The sequence below is a fragment of the Tateyamaria sp. LSS28 genome (assembly GCF_059611725.1).
This window is the reverse complement of record NZ_JCAPFI010000007.1, coordinates 1-26,099: the sequence shown is the minus strand read 5'-3', so window position 1 is coordinate 26,099 and position 26,099 is coordinate 1. Positions and strand designations below refer to the sequence as shown.

The window sequence follows — 26,099 nt, the reverse complement described above, 5'->3', positions numbered from 1 at the left end:
ACACGCCGCAACGTCACTTGGCGCTGATCCGCCTCTTCATCTTGCCAGATAAACTTTCCCCGAAGGGCCGCTATCGACCAGGTTGCCGGTTCCCTAGCTCTCGCGTCGGTAGATGAAACAGCGGCCCTGAACCGCGCCATCCGGCAGCGGCTGTTCGACCAGATTGTCAAAATACATACGGTCGGACGACACCATCAAACCGCCAACCGCCAGCAACGGGGCGATGGCAGGTGAGACTTTCTGTGCAAAGAGGTCGTTCTTTTGCGCATTGTGGCCGCCCAGATCAGCGTGGATCAAAACCGCTGCCGCACCAAAGCGGGCATGCGCCTGCGGCAAGGTTTCAAAGACGTCGCCCAGCAGAACCATGTCTTCGGGCGGCGTGCTGTCAGGGTGCGAGGCCACCGCCCGTTCGAATACATAGATGTCACGGTCCGGCATAATGTGCCGCATGTGATGGTAGGTGCGCCCATTGCCCAAACCAAGTTCGAACACCGGCCCCTCCATGTCCGCGATGACTTTCGCTGCGTGATCCAGACAGGCCCGTTGGGACACCATACGGTCGACAAAAAGGTCAAGGCGGCTTTGTTGCATGATCATTTCCTTTGCTTTCGCTCTAGATGGGGCAAAAAGTGATCAAGCGGTAGCACATTTGCGCGACTTTCCCGTGTATGGACGTGTTGGATGGAATCGGGTTCACTGATTTCAAGACCTGCGCGCGAAAAAAGGACCATGAATGGCCCCGCTTCTGGAAGTGAAAAATCTGTCGATCGGTTTTGGCTCGGCCCCTCCGGTCGTGGCGGGGGTCAATTTTTCGGTCGCATGCGGGGAAACGCTGGCGCTGGTTGGCGAGAGTGGGTCCGGCAAGACTCTGACCTGTCGATCTGTCCTCCGCATACTGCCCAAAACGGCGCAATTGCGTCAGGGCTCGGTGATGTTCGGAGAGGGTGAGGCGCGTACTGATCTGCTGACCCTGCCGCCCCGCCAGATCCGGGGCATTCGCGGCGACCGCATTTCGATGATCTTTCAGGAACCCATGCGATCCCTGTCGCCCCTGCACCGCATCGGCGACCAAGTGTCCGAGGTTCTGACCCTGCACCGCAACATGTCGGCGGCAGAGGCCAAGCAGGATGTGTTGGCAACATTCGAACGCGTCGGGTTCGTGGACCCCGAGCGCGCCTTCCGGGCCTATCCGTTCGAGATGTCAGGCGGGATGCGGCAACGCGCCATGATTGCCATGGCGATGGTGGCCAAGCCGGACGTGCTGATCGCCGATGAACCAACCACCGCCCTGGACGTGACCACGCAGGCGCAGGTTCTGGGTCTGATGAAGGATTTGCAGCGCGACACGGGTATGGCGATGATCCTTGTGACCCATGATCTGGGCGTCGTCGCCAACATGGCCGACAGCGTGGTCGTCATGAACAAGGGCCACGTGATGGAAAGCGGTCCGGCCCCGGTTGTTCTGGGTGACCCGGGCCATGGGTATACCCAAAAGCTGTTTGCCGCAGCCCCAATGATCCCAAAGGACCCCAAACCGGCAGAGCCTTTGCCAGCAGAGGATCTGATCCTTGAGCTGAACAATGTCTGCAAGACATACACGGTGCGTGCGGGGGGCTGGCGCGAGAAAAAGAAGGTTCATGCCTGCATCGACGTGAACCTGAAGCTGCCCCGAGGCAAGACATTGGCTGTCGTTGGCGAAAGTGGGTCGGGCAAGACGACCTGTGCCCGCATCGCGCTTGGCGCCGAGGTGCCGGATGAAGGGTCGGAAGTGCTGTTTCGTCCCGAGCTGGATGCTGATCCCATCTGCATCAACGCGCTGAGCCGTTCCGACAAGGTGGCCTTTCAGCGGCAGGCACAGATGGTGTTTCAAGATCCCTATTCATCTCTGTCCCCGCGCATGCGCGTGCAGGAGGCCCTGACCGAACCGATGGAGATCCATCGCATCGGCAACAGGATGGCCCGCCGCGACAAGGCTGCAGAGATGCTGCGCTGGGTGGGACTGAACCCCGATATGCTCATGCGCTACCCGCATGCCTTTTCAGGCGGACAGCGCCAACGGTTGTCGATTGCTCGGGCGCTGACCCTTGATCCTGTGCTGCTCGTCTGTGACGAGCCGACCTCGGCCCTTGATGTGTCGGTGCAAGAGCAGATTTTGATATTGCTGGAGCGCATACGGGACGGAATGGGCTTGAGCTATCTGTTCATCAGCCACGATCTGGCCGTTGTGGCCCGAATTGCCGATGAGGTGGCGGTGATGCGTCAGGGAGTGGTTGTCGAGCAGGCCCCGCCGGAGACGCTGTTTTACAACCCGCGGCATCCCTACACCAAGGCCTTGATCGCCGCGCAGCCCGAGCCGGATGTGCAACGTCCCATTGACTTGGCCGAGGTGTCGCGTGGCGCCGGATCGCCTGCAAGCTGGCCGGACATGTTCCGCTTCGAAGGGCTTGCGGCCCCCGACCTCATCCAGATCGAACCCGGACACAAGGTGCGCTGCCATGTCTAGAGTTTTTCGAATGCGCCGCTTGCTCGGTGTCGTTTTTGCTGGGCTGATGGCCCTGCCCGCCCTGGCCCAGCCCGTCGTGCAAGAGAGCACGTTCTGGGCGCCGGAGGTGAAGAAGGGGCAGATGGACCCGGCGGTAAACCGCATTCCGGACGTGCCCCTTGTTGTCGATCTTGAGGCCAAGGGTCGGAAATTCGGGACGCAGGGCGGCACGTTGCGCACCATGGTCACCCGCACCAAGGACGTGCGTCAGATGGTGGTCTATGGCTATGCCCGGCTGGTGGGCTATGACCACGATTACCAGCTGAAGCCCGATATCCTGCGCGATGTCGAGGTGGAAGAGGGGCGTATTTTCACCCTGCATCTGCGGCCCGGTCATCGCTGGTCGGATGGCGCGCCTTTTACCTCCGCTGATTTCGAGTACTGGTGGAAACACGTGGCCCAGAACGCGGAACTGAGCCCGAACGGTCCGCCCGAAATCATGCGCATGGGCGAAGATATCGCCACGATGACCTTCCCCGATGAAACAACGGTGGTGGTCGAGTTTCCCGAGGCGAACCCGAACTTCCTGCAGATGCTGGCGCAGGCCAGCCCGCCGTTCATCTACAGGCCCGCGCATTACCTCAAGCAATTCCACGTCGCTTTCAACACCAAGGAAGCGATGGAGGAGATGATCGACAAAAAGCGCGTGCGCAGCTGGGCTCCGCTGCACAACAAGCTCGACAACATGTACAAGTTCGACAATCACGAATTGCCGACCTTGCAGCCTTGGAAGCCTGCCTCGACCGGGGCGGCGATGCGGCACCTGTTTGTGCGCAACCCCTATTTCCACCGCATCGACGCGCGCGGCGTACAGTTGCCCTATATCGACGTTGTCGAGATGGACATCGTGGGCTCGGGCCTTGTGGCGGCCAAGACCAATGCGGGCGAGGCTGATTTACAGGCCCGCGGGCTGGATTTCCGCGATGTGTCGATCTTGAAGAAGGGCGAGGCAGATGGCGCGCCCTATCGCACTTACCTGTGGTCCAATGGTGCAGCGAGCCAGATTGCCATCTATCCCAACCTGAACTTTGCCGATCCAGTATGGCGCGAGGTTATGCGCGATGCGCGGTTCCGACGCGCCCTGTCGCTGGGCATCGACCGGCGGATGATCAACCGCGCGCTCTATTTCGGGCTGGGCAAGGAAGGGGGCATGACGGCGCTGGCCAAAAGCCCGCTTTTTGATCCGGCGCTGCTGACCCAATGGGCCATCTACGACCCGGACACGGCCAACGTGATGCTGGACCAGATGGGCCTGAACCAGCGCACTCCGGCAGGCATTCGCTTGCTGCCGGACGGCCGCCCGATGGAGTTCGTGATCGAAACCGCCGGAGAGCGGCAGGAGGTCGAGAACGCGCTGGCCATCATCACTGACACATGGCGCGACATTGGCATCAAGCTGATCATGCGCCCACTGGACCGTGACATCCTGCGCAACCGCGTCTTTTCCGGTGTGACCATGGCGTCGGTCTGGTTTGGCTGGGACAACGGGTTGCCACAGCCAAACACGCCGCCCTCCTACCTTGCGCCAACAGATCAGGTATTCTTTGCCTGGCCTAAATGGGGTCAATATTACCAGACCCATGGCGCGGCGGGTGAGCCGGTGGACCTTGAGCCAGCCAAGCGCCTGATGGCGCTCAGCAAGGCGTGGCAAAACACCGATGACCCCGAGGAACACCGATCGATTTGGCGCGAGATGCTGAAAATCCACGCTGACAACCAGTTCGGCATCGGTATCCTGAGCGAGGCCCCACAACCGGTTATCGTCTCTGACCGCCTGCGGAACGTGCCTGAACAAGGCAAATGGGCCTGGGACCCGGGCGCGCATTTCGGCGTGCACCGGATTGATGAATTCTTTTTCTCTGATGCCGAGCAGATCGCGCAGGTGAGCGAATGATGTTCATCCGTTACGCGGCCTACCGGCTGCTGACGATGGTGCTGACGTTGATCGTCGTTTCCATCCTGATCTTCATCATCATCAACCTGCCCCCCGGCGACTACCTGTCGAACCAGATTGCAGAACTGCGCGCCACCGGTCAGGCCGAAGGCGTCGCCAAGGCCGAATTTCTGCGCACCGAATACGCGCTCGACCGTCCCTTGTGGGAGCAATATCTGATCTGGGCGGGCGTGGCGCCGGGCCCGCAGGGATTTTCGGGGCTGTTACAGGGCGATTTTGGCTGGTCATTCGAATTCGATGCACCCGTGGCTGACATTGTCGGGGATGCGCTTTGGCTGACCGTTCTGGTGAACCTCGCCGCCGTCTTGTTTGTCTATCTTGTTGCCCTGCCCCTTGGCGTGCTGGCTGCTGCCCGGTCGGCCACGTGGGTGGATTACACCACCGCCTTTGTTGGGTATCTGGGCCTTGCCACGCCAAACTTCCTGCTGGCGCTGATCCTGTTCTATTACGGGCACAAGTATCTGGGCCTGCCCATCGGCGGCCTGATGGCGCCAGAGTTTGAGGGCGAGCCGATGTCGCTTGCCAAGGTGCAAAGCGTGCTTGTGCATCTGATCGTGCCGACCTTTGTCATTGGGACATCAGGTGCTGCTGCGATGATGCAACGCCTGCGGGCCAACATGCTGGACGAGCTGTCGAAACCCTATGTCGAAACGGGGATGGCAAAGGGTTTGGCCCCGGCCAAGTTGCTAACCAAGTATCCGCTGCGCATGGCCTTCAACCCGTTTGTGGCCGACATTGGCAACCTGCTGCCCGCCATGGTGTCGGGATCGGTTCTGGTGTCCGTGGTGCTGGGACTGCAGACCATCGGCCCCGCCTTGCTGACCGCGCTGAAGTCGCAAGACCAGTTTCTGGCCGCTTTTGTGTTGATGTTCGTGGCGCTACTCACCCTCATCGGCACGATGATTTCAGACCTGCTGCTGGTGCTGCTTGATCCACGCATCCGCTACGGCGCACGGGAAGGATAAAACCATGAGCACCCTGCCCGACGGCCGTTTCATTGATGATGCCCCATACGATCCGAACGTGGACCTGTCCGCGCCCGAACGGTCAGACATGGACGCCCCGAACTGGGTGCTGGTCTGGCGCAAGTTCCGCAAGCACCGGCTGGGCCTGATTTCAGGCATCTTCCTGCTGCTGGCTTACATGGCAATCCCCTTTGCCGGGTTCATCTCGCCCTATACGCCTAACGAGCGCAGCGCGGATCACCTGTATCACCCGCCGCAGGCCATCAAGTTCTGGCATGAGGGGCAGTTTGTTGGGCCTTTTGTCTATCCCACCATCGGTTCTGCCGACCTTGAGAACTTCCAGTGGGTGTACGAGACGGACACCTCGCGCCCGATGCCGTTGCAATTCTTTTGCGAGCGGACCGAGTACAAGCTGTTCTTCCTGATCCCTGCCGATCGCCACCTGTTCTGCGCACCCGAGGGGGCGACGGTGTTTATCTTTGGCTCGGACCGGCTGGGACGTGACGTGTTTTCCCGGATTTCCTATGGCGCGCAGCTGTCGCTGACCGTGGGCCTGATTGGCATCACCGTGTCCTTTATCCTGGGCATCGGGTTCGGGGCCATCGCGGGTTATTTCGGCGGTTGGATCGACTGGGTTGTGAACCGCGCCATCGAGATTTTGCGGTCCTTGCCGGAGTTGCCCTTGTGGCTGGCCTTGTCCGCCGCCGTGCCGTCAAATTGGGGGCCGGTATCCGTCTTTTTCATAATCAGTATCATCCTCGGCCTGCTCGACTGGCCGGGGTTGGCAAGGGCAGTCCGAAGTAAGTTCCTCTCGCTGAGAGAGGAGGAATATGTACGGGCGGCAGAGATGATGGGGGCGAAACCCTCGCGCGTCATCCGGCGGCATTTGTTGCCCAACTTCATGTCGCACCTGATTGCATCCGCCACCTTGTCGATCCCGGCAATGATCCTGGGGGAAACGGCTTTGTCTTTCCTCGGTCTTGGTCTACGGGCCCCTGCCGTGTCGTGGGGCGTGATGTTGAACGATGCGCAGAACCTGGCGAGCATTGAGATCTACCCGTGGACGGCAATCCCCATGCTGCCCATCATCATTGTCGTTCTGGCCTTCAACTTCCTTGGCGACGGGCTGCGCGACAGTCTGGACCCCTACACCAGCTGATGCGGATTGAACGGATCAAGGCGCGGGCGGTGATGGCACCGCTGGCCGTGCCGATCACGACGGCGCAGGCGTCGATCCCAGCGGCACCCCTGGTACTGGTCGATGTAGAGACGGATGAGGGTGTCAGCGGAAGCGCCTACATTTTTGGCTACACCCCACTGATGCTGAAGCCGTTGGTGACTTTTCTGACGGACCTGTCGGAGACGCTGGCGGGGTCGTCGGCACAGCCGGCGGATGTCGCCCGGCAGACCGCCGCACAGTTTCGTCTTCTTGGGCAGCAGGGAATGGTCGGTATGGCGCTTGCCGGTCTGGACCTTGCGTTGTGGGATGCACAGGGCAAGGCGGTAGACCAGCCTGTATGCGCGTTGTTCGGTGCCGCTCCGCGCCCCTTGCCGTGTTACGACAGTCAGGGCCTGTTTGTACCCGGTCGGGACGAAGGGTTGATCGAGGCGTCTCTGGCGCGTGGGTTCACGGCCATCAAGGTCAAGCTGGGTTTTCCGACAGTGACGGAGGATGTGGCCGCGTTGCGCGTTGTGCGCGACATGATCGGGCCGGAACGGCTGTTGATGCTAGACTACAATCAGGCCTTCGCTGCGCCTGAAGCGATTGCCCGCATCCGCGCCCTTGAAGAGGCCGGGTTGGACCTGACATGGGTGGAGGAGCCCGTGCCAGCCGAAGATCTGGCGGGCTACCGATCCGTCCGTGCTGCTGTGTCCACGGCCATTCAATCGGGAGAGAACTGGTGGCAGCCGGCGGATGCGGCACGCATGATTGCGGCCACGGACTATGCAATGCCCGACATGATCAAGATCGGGGGGCTGAGCGGCTGGTTCCGCGCCGCTGCCATGGCCGAGGCCGCGGGCGTTCCCGTCTCAAGCCATCTGTTTGTCGAAGCGTCGGCCCATGCATTGGCCGCTACGCCCAATGCACATCTGCTGGAATGGCTGGATGTGGCGGGCGGGGTGATGACCGAACCCTATGCGATCGAGGATGGCTGCGTGACGGCCCGTGGGCCCGGCCTTGGCATCACTTGGGACGAGGGGAAGGTCGCACATCACCTCTTGGAGTAGTGCCCTCGCTACCCGAAACAATCGAATAAAATTCCGCCTAAAGTCGCCATACTCTCAACAAATTTGCCCCCTATCGCTGTGCCCAACACAAGGCGTGAGAGGGCGAAATGGACGCTTTTTATGAACTTCTGGACGGGTTTACCGGGTTCCTGTTTGACTGGAATTCGCGTCTGGCATTGCTCTATCTCTGCCTGACCGTCGCGCTGGTCTATGTGATCTGGCGGGTCCGCGGGCGGCCCACATCTTTCACAGCCTTCCTGCTGCCCCGCGCGGTCTATACGCACAAATCGAACCTTGTTGATATCCAGATCTTCCTGTTCAACAAGCTGCTGACGGTCTCAGGTTTCTTTGCCGCTGTGACCCTCACACCGCTTGTCACATCGGGTCTGTTGACCATGATGTTGGACGCCACTGGTGGCGACCTGGCCCCCGCCGTGGGCGAGGGGGACTGGGGCAAGCTGGCGCTCGCTACGCTGATCATGATCCTCACGCTGGATTTCTGCAAATACTGGGCGCACCGCCTGCACCATGAAAATGCGCTGCTGTGGCCATTCCACGCCCTGCACCATTCGGCCGAGGTGCTGACGCCCCTGACCGCGAACCGCAATCACCCCGTGTTCGTGGTAATCCGTTTGATGATTTACGCCCTGGTCATCGGGGCTGTTCAGGCGCTGATGCTGTTCCTGCTGATGGGCAAGATCGACGTGCTGACCATTGGCAGCGTGAATGCGGGCTACTTCCTGTTCAACGCCTTCGGGGCCAACTTGCGCCATAGCCATGTCTGGCTGAGCTATGGGCGCGTGATGGAGCATATCCTGATCTCACCGGCACAGCACCAAGTGCACCATTCCAACGACCCAAAGCATTACAACAAGAACTATGGCGAGGTGTTCGCCTTCTGGGATCTGATGTTTGGTTCGCTTTATGTACCCAAGGAGCATGAGATCCTGAGCTTTGGCCTGTCGGACGAAAACGGCGTTCCCATCGAACAACCACACCCGACCCTGCGCGCCGCCTTGCTGCACCCATTTGCCGAGGCATGGCAGACACTGACCAAGGGCACGACCGACGATCCTGCATCGCCCCAGAACCGCGAGACTGCGCAGTGACACGTGGTCTGTCCCTTTGGTTAGATGCGCTGCGAGTGGCCGCCACCCTGATCGTGGTGTTTTCCCATGTGGCCTATGCGCGGTTCACGCGCGGGGACTACGAGTTTGTCCGCGAGTTGAATGTCGGCAGTGATGCCGTCATCGTCTTCTTTGTCATTTCTGGCCTGGTGATTGCCTTTGCTGCCGAACGGGACAAGACGTTTGGCACCTATGCGTTCAACCGAATGACACGGCTGCTGTCCGTGCTGCTGCCAGCCATCCTTTTGACTTTTGTGCTGGACCGGATGGGCCGGCCCATAGACGTGTCGGCCTACCCCAACAGCTTTTACCAGCACCTGCCCCTGTGGGAGATGCTGGTGCGCGGTCTCACTATGTCGAACGAATGGGGCCTGTTCGAGCGGGTCCGGCTGGGCACGAACGGCCCGTTGTGGTCGCTGAGCTATGAGGCGGCGTATTACGTGCTGTTTGGTGTCGCGGTGTTTTGCACAGGCGCGCGGCGGCTTGTGTTGCTGGCCGCGCTTGGCGTTGTCTTTGGCCCGCGCATCCTGCTGCTGATGCCCGCGTGGTTGATGGGTGTTGTCGTCTGGCACTACGTGAAGTCCGGTCGTGCGGCACAGATGACAGAGGGTGTCGCGCGCAGTCTCGCGTGGGGCGGCCCCTTGGCATATGTCTTGTGTCAGGCCTTCAACGTCCCGGATATGCTGGCACAAGCCACGGCAGAGGCATTTGCACCCGCGCACTATCGCTACATTCTGGTCTTCTCGGACGAGTTCGTCTGGAATGGCATGATCGGCTTGATGACTGCACTCCACGTCATTGGAATGGCGCGTCTGGCACAGGACTACCAGGGCGCGCACCCGCATCTGCGCTGGTGGGCCGGGGCAAGCTTTTCGATCTATGTGGTGCATTATCCCGTGCTGCACCTGATCGACGCCGCATTCCCAGCCGAGACAGTGTCGCGCGATGCGCTGTTATTCTTTGGGTCCGTCGCCGCCGGTCTGGTGTTTGCGCAGGTCTTTGAACGCCCAATTGGAGCGATCCGCACCACGGTGCGCAGCATCGCAGCACGGTCACACATTACCGGTCGTCGGCAAAGTCAGCCGCATCCTCAAGCAACTCTTCTTCCAGAGACGCCTGCGCAGCAGCGGTAATCGCCTTGCGGTCTTCTTCGCCAAGCTCATCCGCCTTCTGCCCCTCCGCAAGGCGCACCGTCACCTCGCGGTGGGCGAATTTGATACCCTCGCGTTCAAACAGCGCGCGGATGTCTTCATAGACCTTTTTGCGCACAAGCCACTGATCCCCCGGTTTGGTCATGAACTTGACGCGGATGATCATGGCGCTGTCCTGCATCTCGATCACACCCTGAGACTTCAGGGGTTGGATGAAGTTGTCTCCGATGACCGGATCATCCAGTAGCGCGATCCCTAGGTTCTTGATCAGTTTGCGCACCTTTTCCACATCGGTGTCATAGGTCACGCGCAAAGGCAGCTTCATAATCACCCAGTCACGGGAATAGTTCGTCAGCACCTGAATTTCGCCGAAGGGGATGGTGTGCAGTGCGCCCAGGTGGTGGCGCAGTTGGAAGCTGCGGACGCTGATGCTTTCCACCGTCCCCTTGACCCCACCCACGTCGATGTATTCGCCCTTGCGGAAGGCATCATCGAACAGGAAAAACGCACCAGAGAAAATGTCGCGCACCAGCGATTGCGAGCCAAAGCCAACGGCCACACCCACGATACCGGCACCGGCAAAGAGCGGGCCGACATTCACCCCCATCTCCATCAGCATGATCAGCAGACCGGTCAGGACAATGACGATCAGCACGAAGTTGCGGAACAGCGGCAGGAGCGTGGCCAAACGCGAGGCGGACGAGCCGCCGCCCTCGTCCCCCAGTTCGACCTCTTGCACATCGCCCTGTTCTTCCCGGATCTTGTTGTCGATCCAGATGCGGAATGCGTTGTAAGCAATGTAACCAATGAACAGGATCACGATGATGTCGAGCAGCCGATCGGTCCAGCTGTCGCCCATCATGGGCGCTTCGGGGCTCCAGATCGTGACGAAGGCATAGATGCCGGCGACAAAAGCGAGGATACCTGCAATCCTCTGCGCCAGATCTTCGAATGTGCTGATCCGAGGACCCGTCACAACGGGTGGGGGCGCCGGATCTGGGTCCAGATCGGTCTCTGCTGTCACGTTGTGCTCTCTGACAAGGCGTGCGCGGGCAAAGCTGCGTTCGATAAAGAAATTGATGACCCCGTAGACCACGATGATTGTCGTCAGGATGCCCCAGGCCGCCGCAAGCAACGGCACGCCCAGCGGGTCGCCAATGACCAGGTGATAGGTCTGTTCCCCCCACGCAAACAGGAAATAGAACACCGCCAGCGGCGCCCATGCCCGCGCGAGCGTGCGCAGAACCCATGTCGAATCCGACGGTGCCTTGCCGTTCAGGATCGCCCCGGTGATCGCGCGACCGTTGGCAATCACCAACATAATGTTCAGGAACATCACCAACAGGCTGAGCAGAGAGAAGAGGAAAACGTAGACCTCGTTGTTCAGCCCCAACTCCTCGATCCAGACTCCGAAGAGGATTGCAAAGAAGCCGAAGGCCGCGACCCCGGACAGCCAAAGATGCAGTTTGCGCGCATCGCCGTCGCTGAACAGCGGGATGCGATATTGCGGCAGGTATGGCGACAGGATCATCCGCCACAGCCCGGCCACAACACGGGCAAGAAAGTACCCGATATTGATCAAGGTCACCGTGAACTGCATGGCCGGATCTTCCAGGGGGCCAAAGATGATGGCGCCAAGCAGATAGGCCACAGCCATGGAGACGAGCGTGCCAACCACCCCCATGAAGAAACGGAAGACGAGGAATGGCATTTTTTCGACATAGCCATCCGGCGCGTCATGGATGCGGTTCACCACAAAGCGTTTCGCGATGCGTTTCCCGAACACTTGCGCCTCGAACACCATGCCCACGGCGAACAGCGCCATGCTGATCAGAAGGGCCTGCACATAGGCAAAAATCGTGCCATCCGGGCTGGTTGCGCGCAGGATGTATGCGACCTCGTTGAACGCCACTGGCAGGTTCAAAAGCCGGTCCACCAAAGCCGTTCGGAAGGCAACCGCGTCGTCTTGGATCGCCATAAGCGTGGTGCCGCTGCCGGGCGCATCGCTGTCTGTGGATGGGGTTCCGGTCTGGGTGATCACGCGGCCATCGCTGTCGATGACAATAACGTTGACGCCATTCTGCGCGGCGCTTTCCATTATATCTGTGATGTCACCCGGGGCCGTTTCGGCAGTGCCAGCGCCGGGCAACAGACTGCCCAAACCTTGGGCATGCGAAAAAGCTGGAAACAGGAGCGCCATGCCGATCAGGATGGGCAGCAAGAGGCGGAAAAGGGAGTGTGTCATATGCGATGTCGCAGAACTTTCTGATTTCAACGACGCTACGCGACCGCAGGTGCAATGACAATTGCGTCTACCAGGACGTGAACTTCCGCGATCTGTCCGGTAAGCGCTGATTTTACAAAGCGTTCCATTTTTGCGATAGCGCGGGCAGAGGTGTTATCCAGATCGGCTGTTGCTATCTTGGGGAACGCAAACTCTGTGCTATACGCGCCAGAGGGATTCTCTGAGCGTCAAGGATGGTGACGTCCGTGAGGAGACGGGGAAAAGAAGACGACGATGACCCATTCCACTCCTGTTTCGCCAACTGCGGTTGGTGCCCGCCCGGGTCGCGTTGTGCTGTACAGTCACGATACGTTTGGCTTGGGCCATCTGCGGCGCAGCCGCGCGCTTGCATCGGCGCTGACCGAGTCCGGTGTTGCCGAAAGCGCCATCATTCTCACTGGCAGCCCTGTTGCCGGACGTTTCACATTCCCTCCTGCCGTGGATCACGTCCGCCTGCCCGGTGTGAAGAAACTGGCCGATGGCAACTATATCAGCCAGACCGAAGGCATGGATATCGAGGCGACGACGGCGCTGCGATCTGCATTGATCGATTCAACCATTGACCAATACGAACCTGACCTGCTGATCGTCGACAAAGAGCCGACCGGCTTTCGGGGTGAACTGCTCGACACCCTCAAGCGTCTGCGTGAAGGCAGCAAGACCCGCATCGTTTTGGGTCTGCGTGACGTACTGGACGAGCCCGACGTGCTGGCCGCCGAATGGGCCCGCAAGGGCGCAGTCGAGGCCACTGAGTCTTTCTATGATGAAGTATGGGTCTACGGCGTGCGCTCGGTCTATGACCCGACCCAAGGTCTGCCTTTGTCGCCCGATGTCCGCAATAGGACGGTCTGGACCGGCTACTTGCGGCGCAGCATCGTGGATGCCGCTGAGGTGCCAGATACGCCATATATCCTTATCACACCCGGTGGTGGTGGCGATGGGGCGGCCATGGTTGATCTTGTCCTGTCGGCATATGAACAGGACCCCGATCTGCATCCCCACGCGGTTCTGGTCTATGGCCCATTCTTGTCCGGCGAGGTGCGCGAACGGTTCGAAACGCGCGTCGAAGCGCTTGGCGGTCGCGTCACCTCAACCGGGTTCGACAGCAAGATCGAACCGCTCTTTGCAGGGGCCGAAGGCGTGATTAGCATGGGCGGCTACAACACATTCTGCGAACTTCTGTCCTTTGATCAACGCGCCGTCATCGTACCCCGTACGAAACCACGCCTTGAACAGTGGATCCGCGCCCATCGGGCCGAGGAATTGGGGCTGGTCCGCAACCTGGATCGTTTCCGCGAAGGGTTGACCACAGATGCGATGGTTGCGGCCATCCGCGCCCTGCCTCACCAGAAACGCCCGTCCGAGGCGGGGGCCGATGGCCTTCTGGATGGTTTGGACGTGGTCAATGCACGCGCGCAGGCCCTTATGCAGCATTCGTTGACCGACGCCGCAGAATGACATCCAGATCGCCCCGCTTGGCCATAGCCGTCAAAGGCTGGCCGCGCCTGTCCGAGACCTTTATCGCGCAGGAACTGGTGGCGTTGGAGGAGGCCGGGATTGATTTCGCCATTTGGTCACTGCGCCATCCGACGGACACGAAAACCCACCCGTTGCACGATCGGCTCAAAGCCGAGGTTCACTATCTGCCGGAATACCTGGGCGATGAACCCGTCCGCGTATTGCGCGGTCTGTTTTCAGTCATGGGACGTCGTACGTTTTGGCCAGCTTTGCGTCAGTTTCTGCGCGATTTTTCACGCGACAGAACCAGAAACCGCATACGTCGATTTGGACAAGCTTGCGTTATGGCGCGAGAATTACCCGCTGGCACTTCAGCCCTCTATGCCCATTTTCTGCACACACCATCTTCAGTCGCACGTTACACTGCGATGCTCAGGGGTGTGCCATGGTCTTTTTCAGCCCATGCCAAGGACATCTGGACCTCACCGGAATGGGAACTGCGGGACAAGCTGAATACTGCAACGGCGGGTGCCGCTTTTGGGGCCACCTGCACTGCATTCGGAGCCGAGCACTTGAACGGCCTGTCCACAGATACGCCGATTGATCTTGTCTATCATGGTCTGGACCTGTCACGTTTTCCGCCCGCTCCCGACCGAGCGGTGCGCCAGCTTTCCGATCCGTTTCATATGCTGTCTGTGGGCCGCCTGGTCGAGAAAAAAGGGTTTACCCGCCTGCTGGACGCGGTCGCGCTGTTGCCAGTAGACGTTGATTGGCATTGGACCCATATCGGAGGTGGTGCCCTGAAACAGGCATTGCAGGACCAAGCCATGCAATCCGGCCTTTCTGACCGCATCACCTGGCGCGGTGCATGCGACCAACCAGAGGTCATTGCAGCAATGCAAGCCGCTGATTTGTTTGTATTGCCCAGCCGGGTCGCCGCCGACGGTGACCGCGATGGTCTGCCCAACGTCCTGATGGAAGCCGCCAGTCAGAAACTGCCAATACTGAGCACGGCCGTCTCGGCCATACCCGAGTTCATCGACAATGGTGTGCACGGTATCCTGAGTGACGACGATCCGCCGGCACTGGCCGACGCAATGATGCGTGTCGCACGCAACCCCGCACTGGGCGCGACTATGGCTGATGCCGCCCATACCCGCCTGCATACGGATTTCACCATGCAACCGGGTATTGCGCATCTGGCACGGCGGTTGCGCGCCATCATGGACGCTGCGTGACCGTCGCTTTCTACGCTCCGCTCAAGGCACCGGATCATCCGGTGCCATCCGGTGACCGGACCATGGCCCGCGCGCTGAAAAAGGCACTGGACCATGCCGGATTGGCAATGACTGTCGCATCTGACTTGCGCATTTATGACCGCGCGGGTGACGCGGCTTTGCAGAACGAACTGATCGGGCAGGCAAAGAAAGAAGTTGCGCGCCTTCTGTCTGCGCCCGCGGCCGGAACATGGCAATGCTGGCTGACCTATCACAACTACTACAAGGCCCCGGACTTGATCGGGCCACCGGTCGCCCGCGCCCTGAACATTCCCTATGTACAGGTCGAAAGCACGCGCGCGCGCAAACGTCTGTCCGGGCCATGGGCCCGCTTTGCCGAAGCCGCAGAGGCGGCCAGTGACCAGGCGCGCACCATCTTCTACGTGACAGCCCGTGATGCCGAAACGCTGCGCCGCGATGCGCCCGCTGGTCAGGTTCTGACCCATCTGCGTCCGTTCCTTGATCGCGCGGAGTTGCCCAGACAGTCGGACTATTCCGGTGCCATGCTAAGTGTCGGGATGATGCGGGCCGGGGACAAGCTGGGGTCCTACAAGCTGATCGCTGACACGCTGGCGCTGCTCAACCCCGCACTGGAGTGGCAATTGGATATCGCAGGCAGCGGCCCGGCAGAGGCAGAGGTCACGACCTTGATGGCCCCGTTCGGCGCGCGGGTCCGCATGCTGGGTGCATTGCCCTCGGATGAACTGCAGGGCTGTTATGAAAGAGCATGCCTGTTGTTCTGGCCGGGTGTGAACGAGGCATTTGGCTACGCCTATCTTGAGGCGCAGGCAGCTGGTCTGCCCGTTGTGGCTCAGGACCGCCCCGGGGTGCACGACGTTGTCGCCGGGACGCAGCCTGCCGTGGCCGACGGGCCGCATGCCATGGCCGCACGTTTGACTGATATGCTGACCAATCGCGCCCTGGTCGAAGACTTGGGCGCTCAGGCCCGCGCTCAAATTGCCCAACACCATCTGCTGCCCGCTGCCGCTGGAACACTGCGCACAGCAATCGAGGGCATGATATGATCACTCTTGCCTTATTGCGTCACGGACACACCGCATGGAACCGTGAGGGCCGCTTGCAGGGGCGCAGCGACATTCCCCTTGATGAAACGGCACGCCGCGACCTGGCCGGGTTCCGACTGCCCGATGATTTCAAAGATGCCGATCTGGTGTCGAGCCCACTGGCCCGCGCCACGGAAACCGCCGCTTTGGTGGCAGGGCGTGCGCCACGTGTCGAACCTTGTTTGATCGAAATGAACTGGGGCGACTGGGAAGGGCGCTATGGCGCAGAGCTGTCCGCCGATGCGACCAGCGGATTTCGCCATATCGAAGATTGGGGATGGCACTATTGCCCGCCGGGCGGCGAAAGCCCGGACAGTCTGCGGGCACGTTTGCAGCCATGGCTGAACACACTGCCCCGGGACACCGTGGCCGTCTGCCATATCGGCACGATGCGTGTGTTGATGGCGATGGCAACCGGTTGGAATTTTGACGGCCCCGCCCCGTTTCGGATCAAGCGCAACCGCTTGTTTATTCTCCAAGTCGACAAGGGCAAACTGACCCTGATGCCCGACGTCCCACGGTTGGAGGCGCGCTGATGCAGGTCACGATTGTTGTCACGCATTTGCTGGGAACCGGGCATCTGGCGCGTGCGCTGACTCTTGGCCGCGCCTTTGTCGCGGCGGGTGATGCGGTGACGGTTATCAGCGGAGGTAAACCCGTTCCGCATTTCGAAAGCGCGGGCCTGACCCTTGTGCAATTGCCGCCGTTGCAGTCGAACGGCACTGATTTCTCGACGCTTCTGACCGACACAGGTGAGATCGCCAGCGAGGCGTATCTGGTCGCCCGGCAGATGACACTTGTTGATCACGTCGCGCAACAGAAGCCCGACGTGTTGATCACCGAACTGTTCCCGTTTGGCCGCCGCATACTGAAGGCTGAGTTCCAAGCTTTGCTTGAAACTGCAGATGGCTTGCCGTCGCGCCCCCTGATCCTGTCATCCGTTCGCGACATCCTCGCGCCACCGTCCAAGCCAGCCAAAGTCGCTTTTGCCGACCAGCTTGTGAACCACTTCTATGACGCCGTTCTGGTTCACTCTGACCCCGAAGTTGTGCCACTGGACACAAGCTGGCCCGTATCGGACATGCTGCGGACCAAACTGCGCTACACCGGTTTTGTTGCGCCCCAGGCACCTGACATAGACCCGCCTCGTCACAACGAAATCCTTGTCAGCGCGGGCGGTGGTGCCGTTGGCGACACGGTTTTTGGAGCCGGATGCGACGCCGCGACACTGGATACCACACGCCTGTGGCGTTTCCTCGTTGGTGGCGATGATGCCCGCCGCGCGCATTGGGCAAACCGCGCCCCAGCCAACGTGACGGTCGAAGGTCCACGCCCCGACTTTCGCGAGTTGCTTGTAGGCGCGACTGCGTCGGTGTCGATGTGTGGGTACAACACAGCCCTCGATATCCTGCAGACTGGCGTTCCGGCTGTCTTTGTCCCGTTTGACGATGGCAGTGAAGTTGAACAAGGGCTGCGCGCAGATGCTCTAACCACCTTGCCTGCGGTGTCCATGTTGCGACAGGCCGACCTGTCCGGACCGACCTTGGCAGATGCCATCAACACGTTGGCGCAACAGGACCGACGCAACCCTCGAACAACCGGGATGGACGGCGCCAGCGCAAGCGTAGACATCGTGCGTAGCCTATTGGCAGAGGCATCACATGCACATTGACTGGACACCTCTGCGCACGGAACTGGCCGCATGCCGTCGCGACGGATTACCCGTCCCATTCTGGTGGCGGGACGATGATGCCATTGCCCCGACAACCGAGTTGGATCAACTGACAGCGCTGACCCAAGCCACTGAATTACCTGTCCATTTGGCGATCATACCGGCCCATGCGACCGCTGAACTGGCGGGATGCGTGGATGGAAAGCAATTGATCCCAGTCGTTCATGGATGGGCGCATCAGGATCATAGCGGGCCTGATGAAAAGAAGAACGAGTTCCTGACCGATCGGCCAGACATGGCCGACGACAGCGCACTTGGACTGGCCCGCATGCGCGACCTGTTTGGCACGCAGTTGCGACACATGTTCGTGCCACCGTGGAACCGGGTTCAGCCCGCCCTGCTGCCCAAACTGCATGATCAAGGGTTCGAGGCCATATCCACATTCGGACCACGCAAAAGCATCAATGCAGCGCCGGGGCTGATCCAGATCAATACCCATATCGACCCAATATGGTGGAAGGGCACGCGCGACCTCATCGCGCCTAAAACACTGGTGGCGACGACGGTCGCGCATTTGACCGCGCGGCGGCAAGGCACTGAAGACGCACGGGAACCTTTCGGCCTTTTGACCCATCACCTTGTTCACACCCCTGCGATCTGGGCTTTCACCGAGAGCTTTGTAAACGAAATGCTGTCAGGCGGCGCAACGCCGTGGACGATGGAGACAACGACATGAGCAGACTGGAATCGATGCGGCGGCGGTTGAGCGCGCAGATCGATGGTATCAACTGGGCCGCACGGAAGATCGCCAATCTGGAAGGCGACGTATTGGAAATGGGGTTGGGCAACGGCCGCACCTACGACCACTTGCGCCAGGAACTGCCCGATCGCCGCATCTGGGTGATCGACCGGATGCTCAAATGCCACCCAAGCTGCGTTCCGCCGACCGAGGATTTTCTGGAAGGCGAGGCAGAAGCCATGCTCACCCGATTGGCCAGCAAAGGGCGTAAGATGGCGCTCGCGCATTACGATTTTGGCTACGGCATCAAGGAAAAGGATGTTGAAGAGGGGATGCGCCTGAGCCCCCTGATCGCAGCACTCATGCAACCTGGCGGTCTGATCCTGTCTCAACAACCGCTTGTTGGCCTTGAACAGGTCTGCGGACCAGACACAATTGCCCCGGATCGATACCTTTTCTACCGGGCCGTGTAGTCCCAGGGCGATTTGATCACGATTCCGCTCGCTCCTGTTGTCAGCCACGGACAAGGCCTTTTAAGGTCGTGCTGATTCAAGGCCGCGCCAAAAGCGGTCGGGACCAACGGGAGTATCAAATGAAGATGTTCAAGACGGCCGCTCTGGCCGCCACAACAATCGTGTTGGCGACAGCCACCCTTGCAGCCCCCCTCAAACTGACACCAGCCGATCCGCAACCATCTGGTCTGAACCAGGGGCTTGCGGTGAAATATTACTTTGACAGCGTGCGCACACTCAGCGAAGCCGAACGCGCTTATTCCAAAGCAAAGCCCGGCAAACCATTGGCTGGTTTAGACTATCGCGACACGGCTGAAGGTGACGAAACCTTGACCTCGGGCAAGGCGCACAAGGTTGTTGCCGTGATCGAGGGATACGTACGCTTTGATGAGCCGGGTACGTACAAAATCGACTTCATGAGCAATGACGGACTACAGATGAAGATCGGCGGCGCGGAAGTTGTTTATTTTGACGGCGTACATGGGTGCGACCCCAGCGAACAGGTTGAAGCTGTTGTACCGGAAGCAGGCTGGTACGCATTGGAAGCGCTCTATTTCCAGCGCAAGGGCACAGCATGTCTTTTGATGCGCGCCGGAATCGGAACACCTAAATGGATGGAAGACGAGTCCTTCGGCTACAATTGACGGTCTGGTGCCCAGCAGTCGCAGTGGCACCATCGCAGTGATGCGGACGCTTTCCTGTTTTTTGGAACGCATGAAAAGGACCGGAGTGCCAGCGCCGTGGCGGTTGTCCGCACGGGCGAAAGCACTCCGTATGCGAATGTCGGGTCGGTGGCTGGCGTTACGTTCTAAACCGGCTCAGCCCATGCCTGTAATCCGCCGCTGTACCACCCATGTGACCGGGAAGGCCGCGACGAAGCCAACGGCGGCCGCAATCAAGATGGGTCCGACTGTGCCATAACCCAGCGACAACGCCGCGATAACACCGGAACCGGCCATCGTTGCGCCGATGAAAATGTGCAGGAAAAAGAACAGCATGAACCGCTGCATAAGGGGCCTCCGTTACTTGTCTGCGCAGAATGTGCCCGGGTTTGCCAGAAGGCGCATTGATGTCGGTCAAAACGACGGGGCGATTTGAACGGAACACAACGTTCAGTACGCGGAGAACGCTTATGGTGGCGGCGACAGGGCAAAGAACGCCCTTCCCGAATGTGGAGATAGTGAGTGGGACACTGTTCAGACAACGAAAAGGCGCCAGGTGCGCGAACCGAAATCCGTGCAGTGCCCGAGGGCACACCCTGACGCCTCGTTGAACCTCATCATCCCCCCAGAGGGCGACATGTTGGCCCAGCTTGCTCGTGGCGTTACCGCCGTTCGCCAAGACTGCCTGACCGAAGTCAAACCGCCTCTCGCATCAACCCTGCTGACACCGCCCTTTCGCCACGCCCCTTTGGGGACCACACGATCCGACCTGCATCCGGCTGCCCGTTGATGTCCAAGCTAGACCTTGCGGTCCGTCCTGATCATCCCGTTGCCTCCGGGGCCTTTGCGTCCACCGCTTTGTTCGAAGAACTCTGCGCCGGTAGGGATAGGTTGGGGCAAGATGGGTGAGTCGTGCAAAGGAAAAATGACGGTTTGGCGAAATTTCTTGGGGATAAGCTGTTGATATCGCTTGTGGATTTCTTGTGGAGAAGCTGGGGATAAGGCGGGAATGTGTAGGGGTGGTAAGGGATTAGATTGGGTCAGGATGGGTGTCGTAGGGCGGGGTTTCGACACACCGGCGCCGTTGGAGTTCAAACACCGTTAACCATGACCCGCGCATGATTACCCATGCCAAATTACCGCCGACCCAAGATCACCGGAGCGTCCATCTTCTTCACCGTCGCCTTGGCGCAGCGTGGTCGGACGGTTTTGGTAGATGAGATTGATGCATTGCGCGACGCCGTGCGAAGCACCAAGGCCGAACGTCCGTTTCATATTGATGCGTGGGTGGTGTTGCCAGACCATTTGCATTGCGTTTGGACGTTGCCCGTCGGAGACCGGGACTATTCAACGCGATGGGGCGCGATCAAGGCGCGGTTTACGCGAACCGTTCGCGACAACGGTAGGGTGGGTTTTCAACCCACCGAGGCCAAACGGTTGGGACATGCGGTGGGGTGGAACCCCACCCTACGGCGTTCGGCAAGCAAGATCGCGAAGGAGGATGCAGGGGTTTGGCAGAGGCGGTTTTGGGAGTGAGACCCGGTTCGCGCAGCGACAAACCGTCCGGGGGAGGGTTTGAGGGTCGAACGGGCGGAGCCCAGCATTCGGGATGAGGCCGATTACCTCGCGCATGTGCGGTATTGTTGGTTGAACCCGGTGAAGCATGGGTTTGTCGAACGGCCCGAGGATTGGGCCTATTCGAGTGTGCATTGGGATGCGCGGTTTCGGGTGGATGGTCGATTTTGTTGGCTTGGACGTGATTTCACGCGGCAGAAGGACAAAAGTTAGCAATGCTTTTGACATGTGCATTCGCTAGAGTTTTTTGTTCACTTTGTATACCCCACCATTGTCGTCGTTTTTCAGCAGGCTCCTTATAGCCATTCGGTACACCGCTTTTGATATGCGAAAAGTATTACCTTGCATACCTGTCCGAATCACCGGATCGAAGCCCTCGCAAAATGGTGAGAACTTCTCGGCGAAGCTAGTATCAACCCAAGAGCAATATTTTGGGAACCTCTGCCGTATCTTTCGTTTCAGCTCGTCGGTATCGAACTCCTCAGTGTCAATTAAACCGAGGCAATAGAGTATTTGATTCCTCCTGCCATAATTTATTCCAGCCGGACTCATTAACCCCTCAATGACAGAACAGGTCTTAGAATGCTTTCCTGTAATCCAATCTGAAATCACATCCTCAATATCTAATCCTTCGATTACTCCTTCATTGATGATAGCTTTTTCAGATACTCTGAAGCCAAGGTCTTGCAATTCTACGGCTGTACGGTCGCATACAAATAAAAGCCTGTCCAAATGCTCACTCACAGCCTCATCAGCTTTGTGTCTTAACCTAAGTTTTCCAAATCCTCTTGATAGCAATTCTACGGCTTCGTCATATTTCATTCGCTCGACTTCTCTCACCTCTGTGAGCCTTGTTGCTATTGTTTCAGCGAACGGAAGTCTCGAGAAGTACTCTTTTAGATTACCGGGGACACCAACGATGCAAATCCGCACATCGTGCGCACCATAGTCTTCGTCATCAAGCAAAATTAAATAATTGGCTAATTCCTCAACTAACTCAGGCTTGTTGGAAATTCTCTCAAAGTTATCAAAGACTACTATTGCATTTTTTTTAGGGTGCCCACGCAGGAACTTAATGATCCCTAGAAATGGATTAGCAGTAGTATTTTCGTAAACCGTCTTGTTCTTTCCGGATGCACCAACTCCACCTGGCTTGAACCCCAAGTCGCGCTCGACTTCTTTCGCCGATTGGCGCTCAGGTTGAAGTATTGCAAGTTTGTCATGGAGTGCTTTGTCCACGCTCTTGTACTGCGCGGCTAAAGCCAAGTTGACTACTGTGTACGATGTCTTCGTATCTTCAAAAACCTTCTTGTACAACCAAGTTTTACCGTTTCCGCTCTCGCCATGAATAATGAAGTGACGGTGCCCAGACAACGCATTGCGTACTTGACGCTCTAGTTCCATTCGGTGGATGTACATTTCGCCGTTCACTTTACGTGCACGCGGGGTGAAGACGTCCCGTGGCGTTTGTCTATTGTAGATCATTTTAAGCTTTCTAGGCAGTTTTGAAAACCAGAGCTGATTCTACATAACAATTCAATCTGAAACTACCGAAAGAACAATATGTTGCAAAAAGGTCGACCTTGACTTCAAAGTATCCGAAACAATTTTGACTTCTGCAGCCTCAGGTTATTTCAATGCCTGGATTTCGAGAGTTCCAGTAGTGTGCGTTTTACTTCACCCATCCATCTTCAACGCACTGATGAAAGCTTCCTGCGGTATATCCACCTTCCCGAACTGACGCATCTTCTTCTTCCCGGCCTTCTGCTTGTCCAGCAACTTCCGCTTCCGCGTCGCGTCTCCGCCATAGCATTTCGCCGTCACGTCCTTGCGCATCGCGGATAGCGTTTCGCGCGCGATGACCTTGCCGCCGATGGCCGCCTGGATCGGGATCTTGAACATGTGCCGCGGGATCAGGTCCTTGAGCTTTTCCACCATGGCCCGCCCGCGCATCTCGGCCCGGTCGCGGTGCACCATGATCGACAGCGCATCGACCGGTTCGTCGTTCACCAGGATCGACATCTTGACCAGGTTGTCCTCGCGGTAGCCCGTCAGTTGGTAGTCGAAGGACGCGTAGCCCTTGGTCACCGATTTCAGTCGGTCGTAGAAGTCGAATACCACCTCGTTCAGCGGCAGGTCATAGACGACCATGGCGCGGGAGCCGGCGTAGGTGAGGTCTTCTTGTATCCCGCGCCGGTCCTGGCACAGCTTCAGCACGTCGCCGAGGTAGTCGTCGGGTACAAGGATCGTTGCCTTGATCCGGGGTTCCTCCATGTGGTCGACGATCGACAGGTCGGGCATGTCGGCGGGGTTGTGCAGTTCCATCATCGTGCCGTCGCGCATGTGGACGTGGTAGATGACGGACGGCGCGGTGGTGATCAGTTCGATGCCGTATTCGCGTTCGATCCGGTCGCGGATCACTTCGAGGTGCAGGAGCCCGAGGAAACCACAGCGGAAGCCGAAGCCGAGGGCGGCGGAGGTTTCCATCTCAAAGCTGAATGAGGCGTCGTTGAGGGCGAGTTTGTCGATGGCGTCGCGCAGGTCTTCGAATTCAGCCGAGTCCACGGGGAAGAGGCCGCAGAAGACCACCGGCTGGGCGGGTTTGAAACCGGGGAGCGGTTCGACCTCTTTGCGCTCATGCGTGATCGTGTCGCCCACGCGGGTGTCGCGCACTTGTTTGATGCTTGCCGTGAGGAAGCCGATTTCACCGGGGCCGAGGCTGTCCACCATCTCCATCTGCGGGCGGAAGACGCCGACGCGGTCCACGTGGTGGACGGTTTTGTTGGACAGAAACTTGATCTTTTCGCCCTTCTTGAGCCGCCCGTCGATGACGCGGATCAGGACGATGACGCCGAGGTAGCTGTCGTACCAGCTGTCGACCAGCATGGCCTTGAGGTCGGCATCCGGGTTGCCCTTGGGGGCGGGCAGTTCGGTGACGATGGCCTCGAGCGTTTCCATGATCCCCTCGCCCGTTTTGGCGGACACGGCGATGGCACCAGACGCGTCGATGCCAATCACATCCTCGACCTGTTCGGCGACGCGGTCGACATCGGACGCGGGCAGGTCGATCTTGTTGAAAACAGGGACAATTTCGTGGTCCGCATCAATGGCCTGGTAGACATTGGCAAGCGTCTGCGCCTCGACCCCCTGGGTGCTGTCCACGACCAGAAGCGAGCCTTCGACCGCACGCATGGAGCGGGAAACTTCGTAGGCGAAATCGACGTGGCCGGGGGTGTCGATGAGGTTCAGCACATACTGCTCGCCATCCTTGGCGGTGTAGTCGATGCGGACGGTGTTGGCCTTGATCGTGATGCCCCGCTCGCGTTCGATATCCATGCTGTCGAGCAGCTGTTCCTTCATGTCCCGGTCGGCCACAGTGTTGGTGGACTGGATGAGCCGGTCGGCGAGGGTCGATTTCCCGTGGTCGATATGCGCGACGATGGAGAAATTGCGGATATGTGAGAGCGGTGTCATGGTTGGGATATGTAAGGGTTTTGGGGGTTGGTCAATGGTGTTGCAGAGTGACAATGGTGGATGTTGATTTTTCTGACATAGGCAGCGTTAAAACGTGGTTTGAAATGCAAGGCCCACAGAAGCGGTGCGCAATGGCAAGCCGCGCCGCTTTGCGCGTCATGGCGAATGTCGGCTCAGATGACCGCAACGCGCAGCAAGGGCTTATATTGTGCGTATTTCGCGCAAACCTCACATCGGCAATATGCGGTTTTAACCATACCAACGACATGCGCGAGAATCTGTTTAGCGCAGCCAACGCGGCAGCATTCGCGGCCGACTCTTCCGCCGCAGCGACCCTTACACCCATCTCCTCTGCGCAAGCTGCTGCCAAAGCTAGCGCAAACGCCGCAATATCGGCGGCCGACGCTGTCGATGATGGGCTACACCTCGCTGCTGACGCGGCTGCTCACGCCGTGCTGAATGCTCAAAACTCTTTACTTCAGTCTACCCTATCCGCCGATTTAGCCGTTGATCCGGCGGTCAATGCTACGGCTATTGCCACTAGTATTGATAGTGGTTTTCAACCCGATCACCTAATGAACGTTCCCGTGTGGAGCGCCTCCAATACCCCCGAACCGATCTTCCTTGCACACGGTATCTTTATGCAGAGCTTGTACGTTCATCCGGATTGGTTGTTCTGGGCGAATTGGTATCGCGGGATGTGGGACGGCACGTTTCGTGAATGGGACTTAGCGATTGAGGTGGCACTGATCCCGAATGAGGTTTGGGAAGGAGAGGACGCGGTGGCCAAGGTGGCGGCGGCGATCCGGGAAATCGAAGCAAGGCGGGCTGAGTATTTTCGCCACCCTGACAGTGTACCCGAACTAAAACAGAAAAAACTCTTGGACCATGTTCGACGCCTGCTCGAGTCGCCCGACATGACAGCCTTGGCCGCAGAAGGTGCTGCGGACATACTTGAGCGCGCGATTGCACAATATCTAAAAGAGGCGCTTGCGAACTGTTTGCCGGATGCGCTGGCGCATCTGGAGGGTGTGCCGTCGTTGTTTCGTCGCATTGCGACCACGGTGAAAAGCGCCGAGCGGGCGGACGCCAAGGAAGCGAAATTGGCGGCGGATGTCGAAGCGCTGAACGCCAAGATTGCACGGTTGGAAGCGGATTTGCGTGATGCCCGCGCGAAAACAGTTCATGGGCTATTTACGCAAAGTGCGTTGAAGGCGGCCGGTACGGCGTTTGGCGCTGGCCTTGTTGGATCATTGGGTTTGGCAGTGAGCCATTTCTTTGGGGAATGGCCAAGTGATTTGACACTAGGGTCAGGACTCATAGCCAGTAAATCACGAGTGCTGCGAGGGCGATAGCTGACAGGAAGACCTTTGGGCACCTGTCGTATCGCGTTGCGACACGCCGCCAATCCTTC

At 58.9% G+C, this 26,099-nt stretch carries 23 protein-coding genes and 1 pseudogene; 18 read left to right on the top strand and 6 right to left on the bottom strand.

Going from position 1 to position 26,099, the window contains the following annotated elements; all coding sequences use genetic code 11:
* Positions 1 to 93: 93 nt before the first annotated feature.
* The gene (locus tag AC53L6_RS19950) at positions 94 to 597 is read right to left on the bottom strand and encodes a class I SAM-dependent methyltransferase (protein WP_496909108.1); all 504 of its coding nucleotides are present in this window, start codon (positions 595 to 597) and stop codon (positions 94 to 96) included.
* A gap of 136 nt (positions 598 to 733) precedes the next feature.
* Here AC53L6_RS19950 and AC53L6_RS19945 point away from each other — a divergent pair, with 136 nt between their 5' ends.
* From AC53L6_RS19945 to AC53L6_RS19915, 7 genes are all read left to right on the top strand, one after another.
* Positions 734 to 2,503, top strand: coding sequence for an ABC transporter ATP-binding protein (locus AC53L6_RS19945; RefSeq protein ID WP_496909107.1), 1,770 nt, complete (start codon positions 734 to 736; stop codon positions 2,501 to 2,503).
* A gap of 10 nt (positions 2,504 to 2,513) precedes the next feature.
* Complete coding sequence (locus AC53L6_RS19940) at positions 2,514 to 4,436, top strand: ABC transporter substrate-binding protein (RefSeq protein WP_496909242.1); 1,923 nt, start codon at positions 2,514 to 2,516, stop codon at positions 4,434 to 4,436.
* Positions 4,433 to 5,461 carry an ABC transporter permease gene (locus AC53L6_RS19935; RefSeq protein ID WP_299205651.1) on the top strand — a complete coding sequence of 343 codons (1,029 nt, stop codon included), beginning with the start codon at positions 4,433 to 4,435 and terminating at the stop codon, positions 5,459 to 5,461. The genes AC53L6_RS19940 and AC53L6_RS19935 overlap by 4 nt, the downstream gene beginning before the upstream one ends.
* Positions 5,462 to 5,465: 4 nt before the next feature.
* A complete protein-coding gene (locus tag AC53L6_RS19930) occupies positions 5,466 to 6,620 on the top strand; it encodes an ABC transporter permease (protein ID WP_299205673.1) in 1,155 nt (384 codons plus the stop codon).
* A complete protein-coding gene (locus AC53L6_RS19925) occupies positions 6,620 to 7,690 on the top strand; it encodes an enolase C-terminal domain-like protein (protein WP_496909106.1) in 1,071 nt (356 codons plus the stop codon). The genes AC53L6_RS19930 and AC53L6_RS19925 overlap by 1 nt, the downstream gene beginning before the upstream one ends.
* A 107-nt stretch (positions 7,691 to 7,797) precedes the next feature.
* The gene (locus AC53L6_RS19920) at positions 7,798 to 8,799 is read left to right on the top strand and encodes a sterol desaturase family protein (protein ID WP_496909105.1); all 1,002 of its coding nucleotides are present in this window, start codon (positions 7,798 to 7,800) and stop codon (positions 8,797 to 8,799) included.
* Complete coding sequence (locus tag AC53L6_RS19915; RefSeq protein WP_496909104.1) at positions 8,730 to 9,950, top strand: acyltransferase family protein; 1,221 nt, start codon at positions 8,730 to 8,732, stop codon at positions 9,948 to 9,950. Before AC53L6_RS19920 ends, AC53L6_RS19915 begins: the two co-directional genes overlap by 70 nt.
* On the opposite strand, the gene AC53L6_RS19910 is transcribed toward AC53L6_RS19915, so the two are convergent.
* Positions 9,877 to 12,213, bottom strand: a complete 2,337-nt coding sequence (locus AC53L6_RS19910; protein WP_496909103.1) for a mechanosensitive ion channel family protein — start codon at positions 12,211 to 12,213, stop codon at positions 9,877 to 9,879. The two genes, AC53L6_RS19915 and AC53L6_RS19910, sit on opposite strands and share 74 nt — an antisense overlap.
* Positions 12,214 to 12,486: 273 nt before the next feature.
* Between AC53L6_RS19910 and AC53L6_RS19905 the strand changes: the two genes are divergently transcribed.
* The 9 genes from AC53L6_RS19905 to AC53L6_RS19865 all read left to right on the top strand — a co-directional run bounded on the left by AC53L6_RS19905 (position 12,487) and on the right by AC53L6_RS19865 (position 19,786).
* Positions 12,487 to 13,710 carry a glycosyltransferase family protein gene (locus AC53L6_RS19905; RefSeq protein ID WP_472726866.1) on the top strand — a complete coding sequence of 408 codons (1,224 nt, stop codon included), beginning with the start codon at positions 12,487 to 12,489 and terminating at the stop codon, positions 13,708 to 13,710.
* Positions 13,707 to 14,948: a glycosyltransferase family 4 protein gene (locus AC53L6_RS19900; RefSeq protein WP_496909102.1), complete on the top strand. Its 1,242-nt coding sequence runs from the start codon at positions 13,707 to 13,709 to the stop codon at positions 14,946 to 14,948. The genes AC53L6_RS19905 and AC53L6_RS19900 overlap by 4 nt, the downstream gene beginning before the upstream one ends.
* The gene (locus AC53L6_RS19895; protein WP_496909101.1) at positions 14,945 to 16,012 is read left to right on the top strand and encodes a glycosyltransferase family 4 protein; all 1,068 of its coding nucleotides are present in this window, start codon (positions 14,945 to 14,947) and stop codon (positions 16,010 to 16,012) included. The genes AC53L6_RS19900 and AC53L6_RS19895 overlap by 4 nt, the downstream gene beginning before the upstream one ends.
* Entirely contained in the window at positions 16,009 to 16,587 is a 579-nt protein-coding gene (locus AC53L6_RS19890; RefSeq protein ID WP_496909100.1) for a histidine phosphatase family protein, read from the top strand. The genes AC53L6_RS19895 and AC53L6_RS19890 overlap by 4 nt, the downstream gene beginning before the upstream one ends.
* A complete protein-coding gene (locus AC53L6_RS19885) occupies positions 16,587 to 17,723 on the top strand; it encodes a glycosyltransferase family protein (protein ID WP_496909099.1) in 1,137 nt (378 codons plus the stop codon). Before AC53L6_RS19890 ends, AC53L6_RS19885 begins: the two co-directional genes overlap by 1 nt.
* Complete coding sequence (locus tag AC53L6_RS19880; protein ID WP_496909098.1) at positions 17,713 to 18,459, top strand: polysaccharide deacetylase family protein; 747 nt, start codon at positions 17,713 to 17,715, stop codon at positions 18,457 to 18,459. The genes AC53L6_RS19885 and AC53L6_RS19880 overlap by 11 nt, the downstream gene beginning before the upstream one ends.
* On the top strand, positions 18,456 to 18,935 hold the full coding sequence (locus AC53L6_RS19875; protein WP_496909097.1) for a class I SAM-dependent methyltransferase: 480 nt from the start codon (positions 18,456 to 18,458) through the stop codon (positions 18,933 to 18,935). Before AC53L6_RS19880 ends, AC53L6_RS19875 begins: the two co-directional genes overlap by 4 nt.
* Before the next feature lie 119 nt (positions 18,936 to 19,054).
* Positions 19,055 to 19,618, top strand: a complete 564-nt coding sequence (locus AC53L6_RS19870; RefSeq protein ID WP_299704219.1) for a PA14 domain-containing protein — start codon at positions 19,055 to 19,057, stop codon at positions 19,616 to 19,618.
* A gap of 54 nt (positions 19,619 to 19,672) precedes the next feature.
* The gene (locus tag AC53L6_RS19865) at positions 19,673 to 19,786 is read left to right on the top strand and encodes an RbsD/FucU domain-containing protein (RefSeq protein WP_496909241.1); all 114 of its coding nucleotides are present in this window, start codon (positions 19,673 to 19,675) and stop codon (positions 19,784 to 19,786) included.
* Positions 19,787 to 19,792: 6 nt separating this feature from the next.
* Here the strand turns inward: AC53L6_RS19865 and AC53L6_RS19860 are convergent, their stop codons facing one another.
* A complete protein-coding gene (locus AC53L6_RS19860; RefSeq protein WP_299205702.1) occupies positions 19,793 to 19,984 on the bottom strand; it encodes a CTP synthetase in 192 nt (63 codons plus the stop codon).
* A gap of 780 nt (positions 19,985 to 20,764) precedes the next feature.
* On the opposite strand from AC53L6_RS19860, the gene AC53L6_RS19855 reads away from it, so the two are divergent.
* Complete coding sequence (locus AC53L6_RS19855) at positions 20,765 to 21,172, top strand: REP-associated tyrosine transposase (protein WP_496909096.1); 408 nt, start codon at positions 20,765 to 20,767, stop codon at positions 21,170 to 21,172.
* Positions 21,173 to 21,448: 276 nt separating this feature from the next.
* Here the strand turns inward: AC53L6_RS19855 and AC53L6_RS19850 are convergent, their stop codons facing one another.
* Entirely contained in the window at positions 21,449 to 22,696 is a 1,248-nt protein-coding gene (locus AC53L6_RS19850; protein ID WP_496909095.1) for an AAA family ATPase, read from the bottom strand.
* A gap of 192 nt (positions 22,697 to 22,888) precedes the next feature.
* Positions 22,889 to 24,685 carry a translation elongation factor 4 gene (gene lepA, locus AC53L6_RS19845; RefSeq protein ID WP_496909094.1) on the bottom strand — a complete coding sequence of 599 codons (1,797 nt, stop codon included), beginning with the start codon at positions 24,683 to 24,685 and terminating at the stop codon, positions 22,889 to 22,891.
* Positions 24,686 to 24,738: 53 nt separating this feature from the next.
* On the opposite strand from lepA, the gene AC53L6_RS19840 reads away from it, so the two are divergent.
* Entirely contained in the window at positions 24,739 to 26,040 is a 1,302-nt protein-coding gene (locus AC53L6_RS19840; protein ID WP_496909093.1) for a hypothetical protein, read from the top strand.
* Here the strand turns inward: AC53L6_RS19840 and AC53L6_RS19835 are convergent.
* Positions 26,003 to 26,099, bottom strand: a pseudogene (locus tag AC53L6_RS19835) (IS5/IS1182 family transposase); the annotation flags it as partial. The gene AC53L6_RS19840 and the pseudogene AC53L6_RS19835 overlap by 38 nt on opposite strands.

Excerpts from the sequence above, each read along its gene's own strand:
- AC53L6_RS19870 (WP_299704219.1), top strand. The coding sequence starts at position 19,055 with ATGAAGATGTTCAAGACGGCCGCTCTGGCCGCCACAACAATCGTGTTG.
- AC53L6_RS19875 (WP_496909097.1), top strand. The coding sequence starts at position 18,456 with ATGAGCAGACTGGAATCGATGCGGCGGCGGTTGAGCGCGCAGATCGAT.
- AC53L6_RS19950 (WP_496909108.1), bottom strand. The coding sequence starts at position 597 with ATGATCATGCAACAAAGCCGCCTTGACCTTTTTGTCGACCGTATGGTG.
- AC53L6_RS19920 (WP_496909105.1), top strand. The coding sequence starts at position 7,798 with ATGGACGCTTTTTATGAACTTCTGGACGGGTTTACCGGGTTCCTGTTT.
- AC53L6_RS19935 (WP_299205651.1), top strand. The coding sequence starts at position 4,433 with ATGATGTTCATCCGTTACGCGGCCTACCGGCTGCTGACGATGGTGCTG.
- AC53L6_RS19940 (WP_496909242.1), top strand. The coding sequence starts at position 2,514 with ATGCGCCGCTTGCTCGGTGTCGTTTTTGCTGGGCTGATGGCCCTGCCC.
- lepA (WP_496909094.1), bottom strand. The coding sequence starts at position 24,685 with ATGACACCGCTCTCACATATCCGCAATTTCTCCATCGTCGCGCATATC.
- AC53L6_RS19925 (WP_496909106.1), top strand. The coding sequence starts at position 6,620 with ATGCGGATTGAACGGATCAAGGCGCGGGCGGTGATGGCACCGCTGGCC.
- AC53L6_RS19850 (WP_496909095.1), bottom strand. The coding sequence starts at position 22,696 with ATGATCTACAATAGACAAACGCCACGGGACGTCTTCACCCCGCGTGCA.
- AC53L6_RS19855 (WP_496909096.1), top strand. The coding sequence starts at position 20,765 with ATGCCAAATTACCGCCGACCCAAGATCACCGGAGCGTCCATCTTCTTC.
- AC53L6_RS19880 (WP_496909098.1), top strand. The coding sequence starts at position 17,713 with ATGCACATTGACTGGACACCTCTGCGCACGGAACTGGCCGCATGCCGT.
- AC53L6_RS19860 (WP_299205702.1), bottom strand. The coding sequence starts at position 19,984 with ATGCAGCGGTTCATGCTGTTCTTTTTCCTGCACATTTTCATCGGCGCA.
- AC53L6_RS19945 (WP_496909107.1), top strand. The coding sequence starts at position 734 with ATGGCCCCGCTTCTGGAAGTGAAAAATCTGTCGATCGGTTTTGGCTCG.
- AC53L6_RS19840 (WP_496909093.1), top strand. The coding sequence starts at position 24,739 with ATGGTGGATGTTGATTTTTCTGACATAGGCAGCGTTAAAACGTGGTTT.
- AC53L6_RS19905 (WP_472726866.1), top strand. The coding sequence starts at position 12,487 with ATGACCCATTCCACTCCTGTTTCGCCAACTGCGGTTGGTGCCCGCCCG.
- AC53L6_RS19910 (WP_496909103.1), bottom strand. The coding sequence starts at position 12,213 with ATGACACACTCCCTTTTCCGCCTCTTGCTGCCCATCCTGATCGGCATG.
- AC53L6_RS19900 (WP_496909102.1), top strand. The coding sequence starts at position 13,707 with ATGACATCCAGATCGCCCCGCTTGGCCATAGCCGTCAAAGGCTGGCCG.
- AC53L6_RS19890 (WP_496909100.1), top strand. The coding sequence starts at position 16,009 with ATGATCACTCTTGCCTTATTGCGTCACGGACACACCGCATGGAACCGT.
- AC53L6_RS19930 (WP_299205673.1), top strand. The coding sequence starts at position 5,466 with ATGAGCACCCTGCCCGACGGCCGTTTCATTGATGATGCCCCATACGAT.
- AC53L6_RS19915 (WP_496909104.1), top strand. The coding sequence starts at position 8,730 with ATGGCAGACACTGACCAAGGGCACGACCGACGATCCTGCATCGCCCCA.
- AC53L6_RS19885 (WP_496909099.1), top strand. The coding sequence starts at position 16,587 with ATGCAGGTCACGATTGTTGTCACGCATTTGCTGGGAACCGGGCATCTG.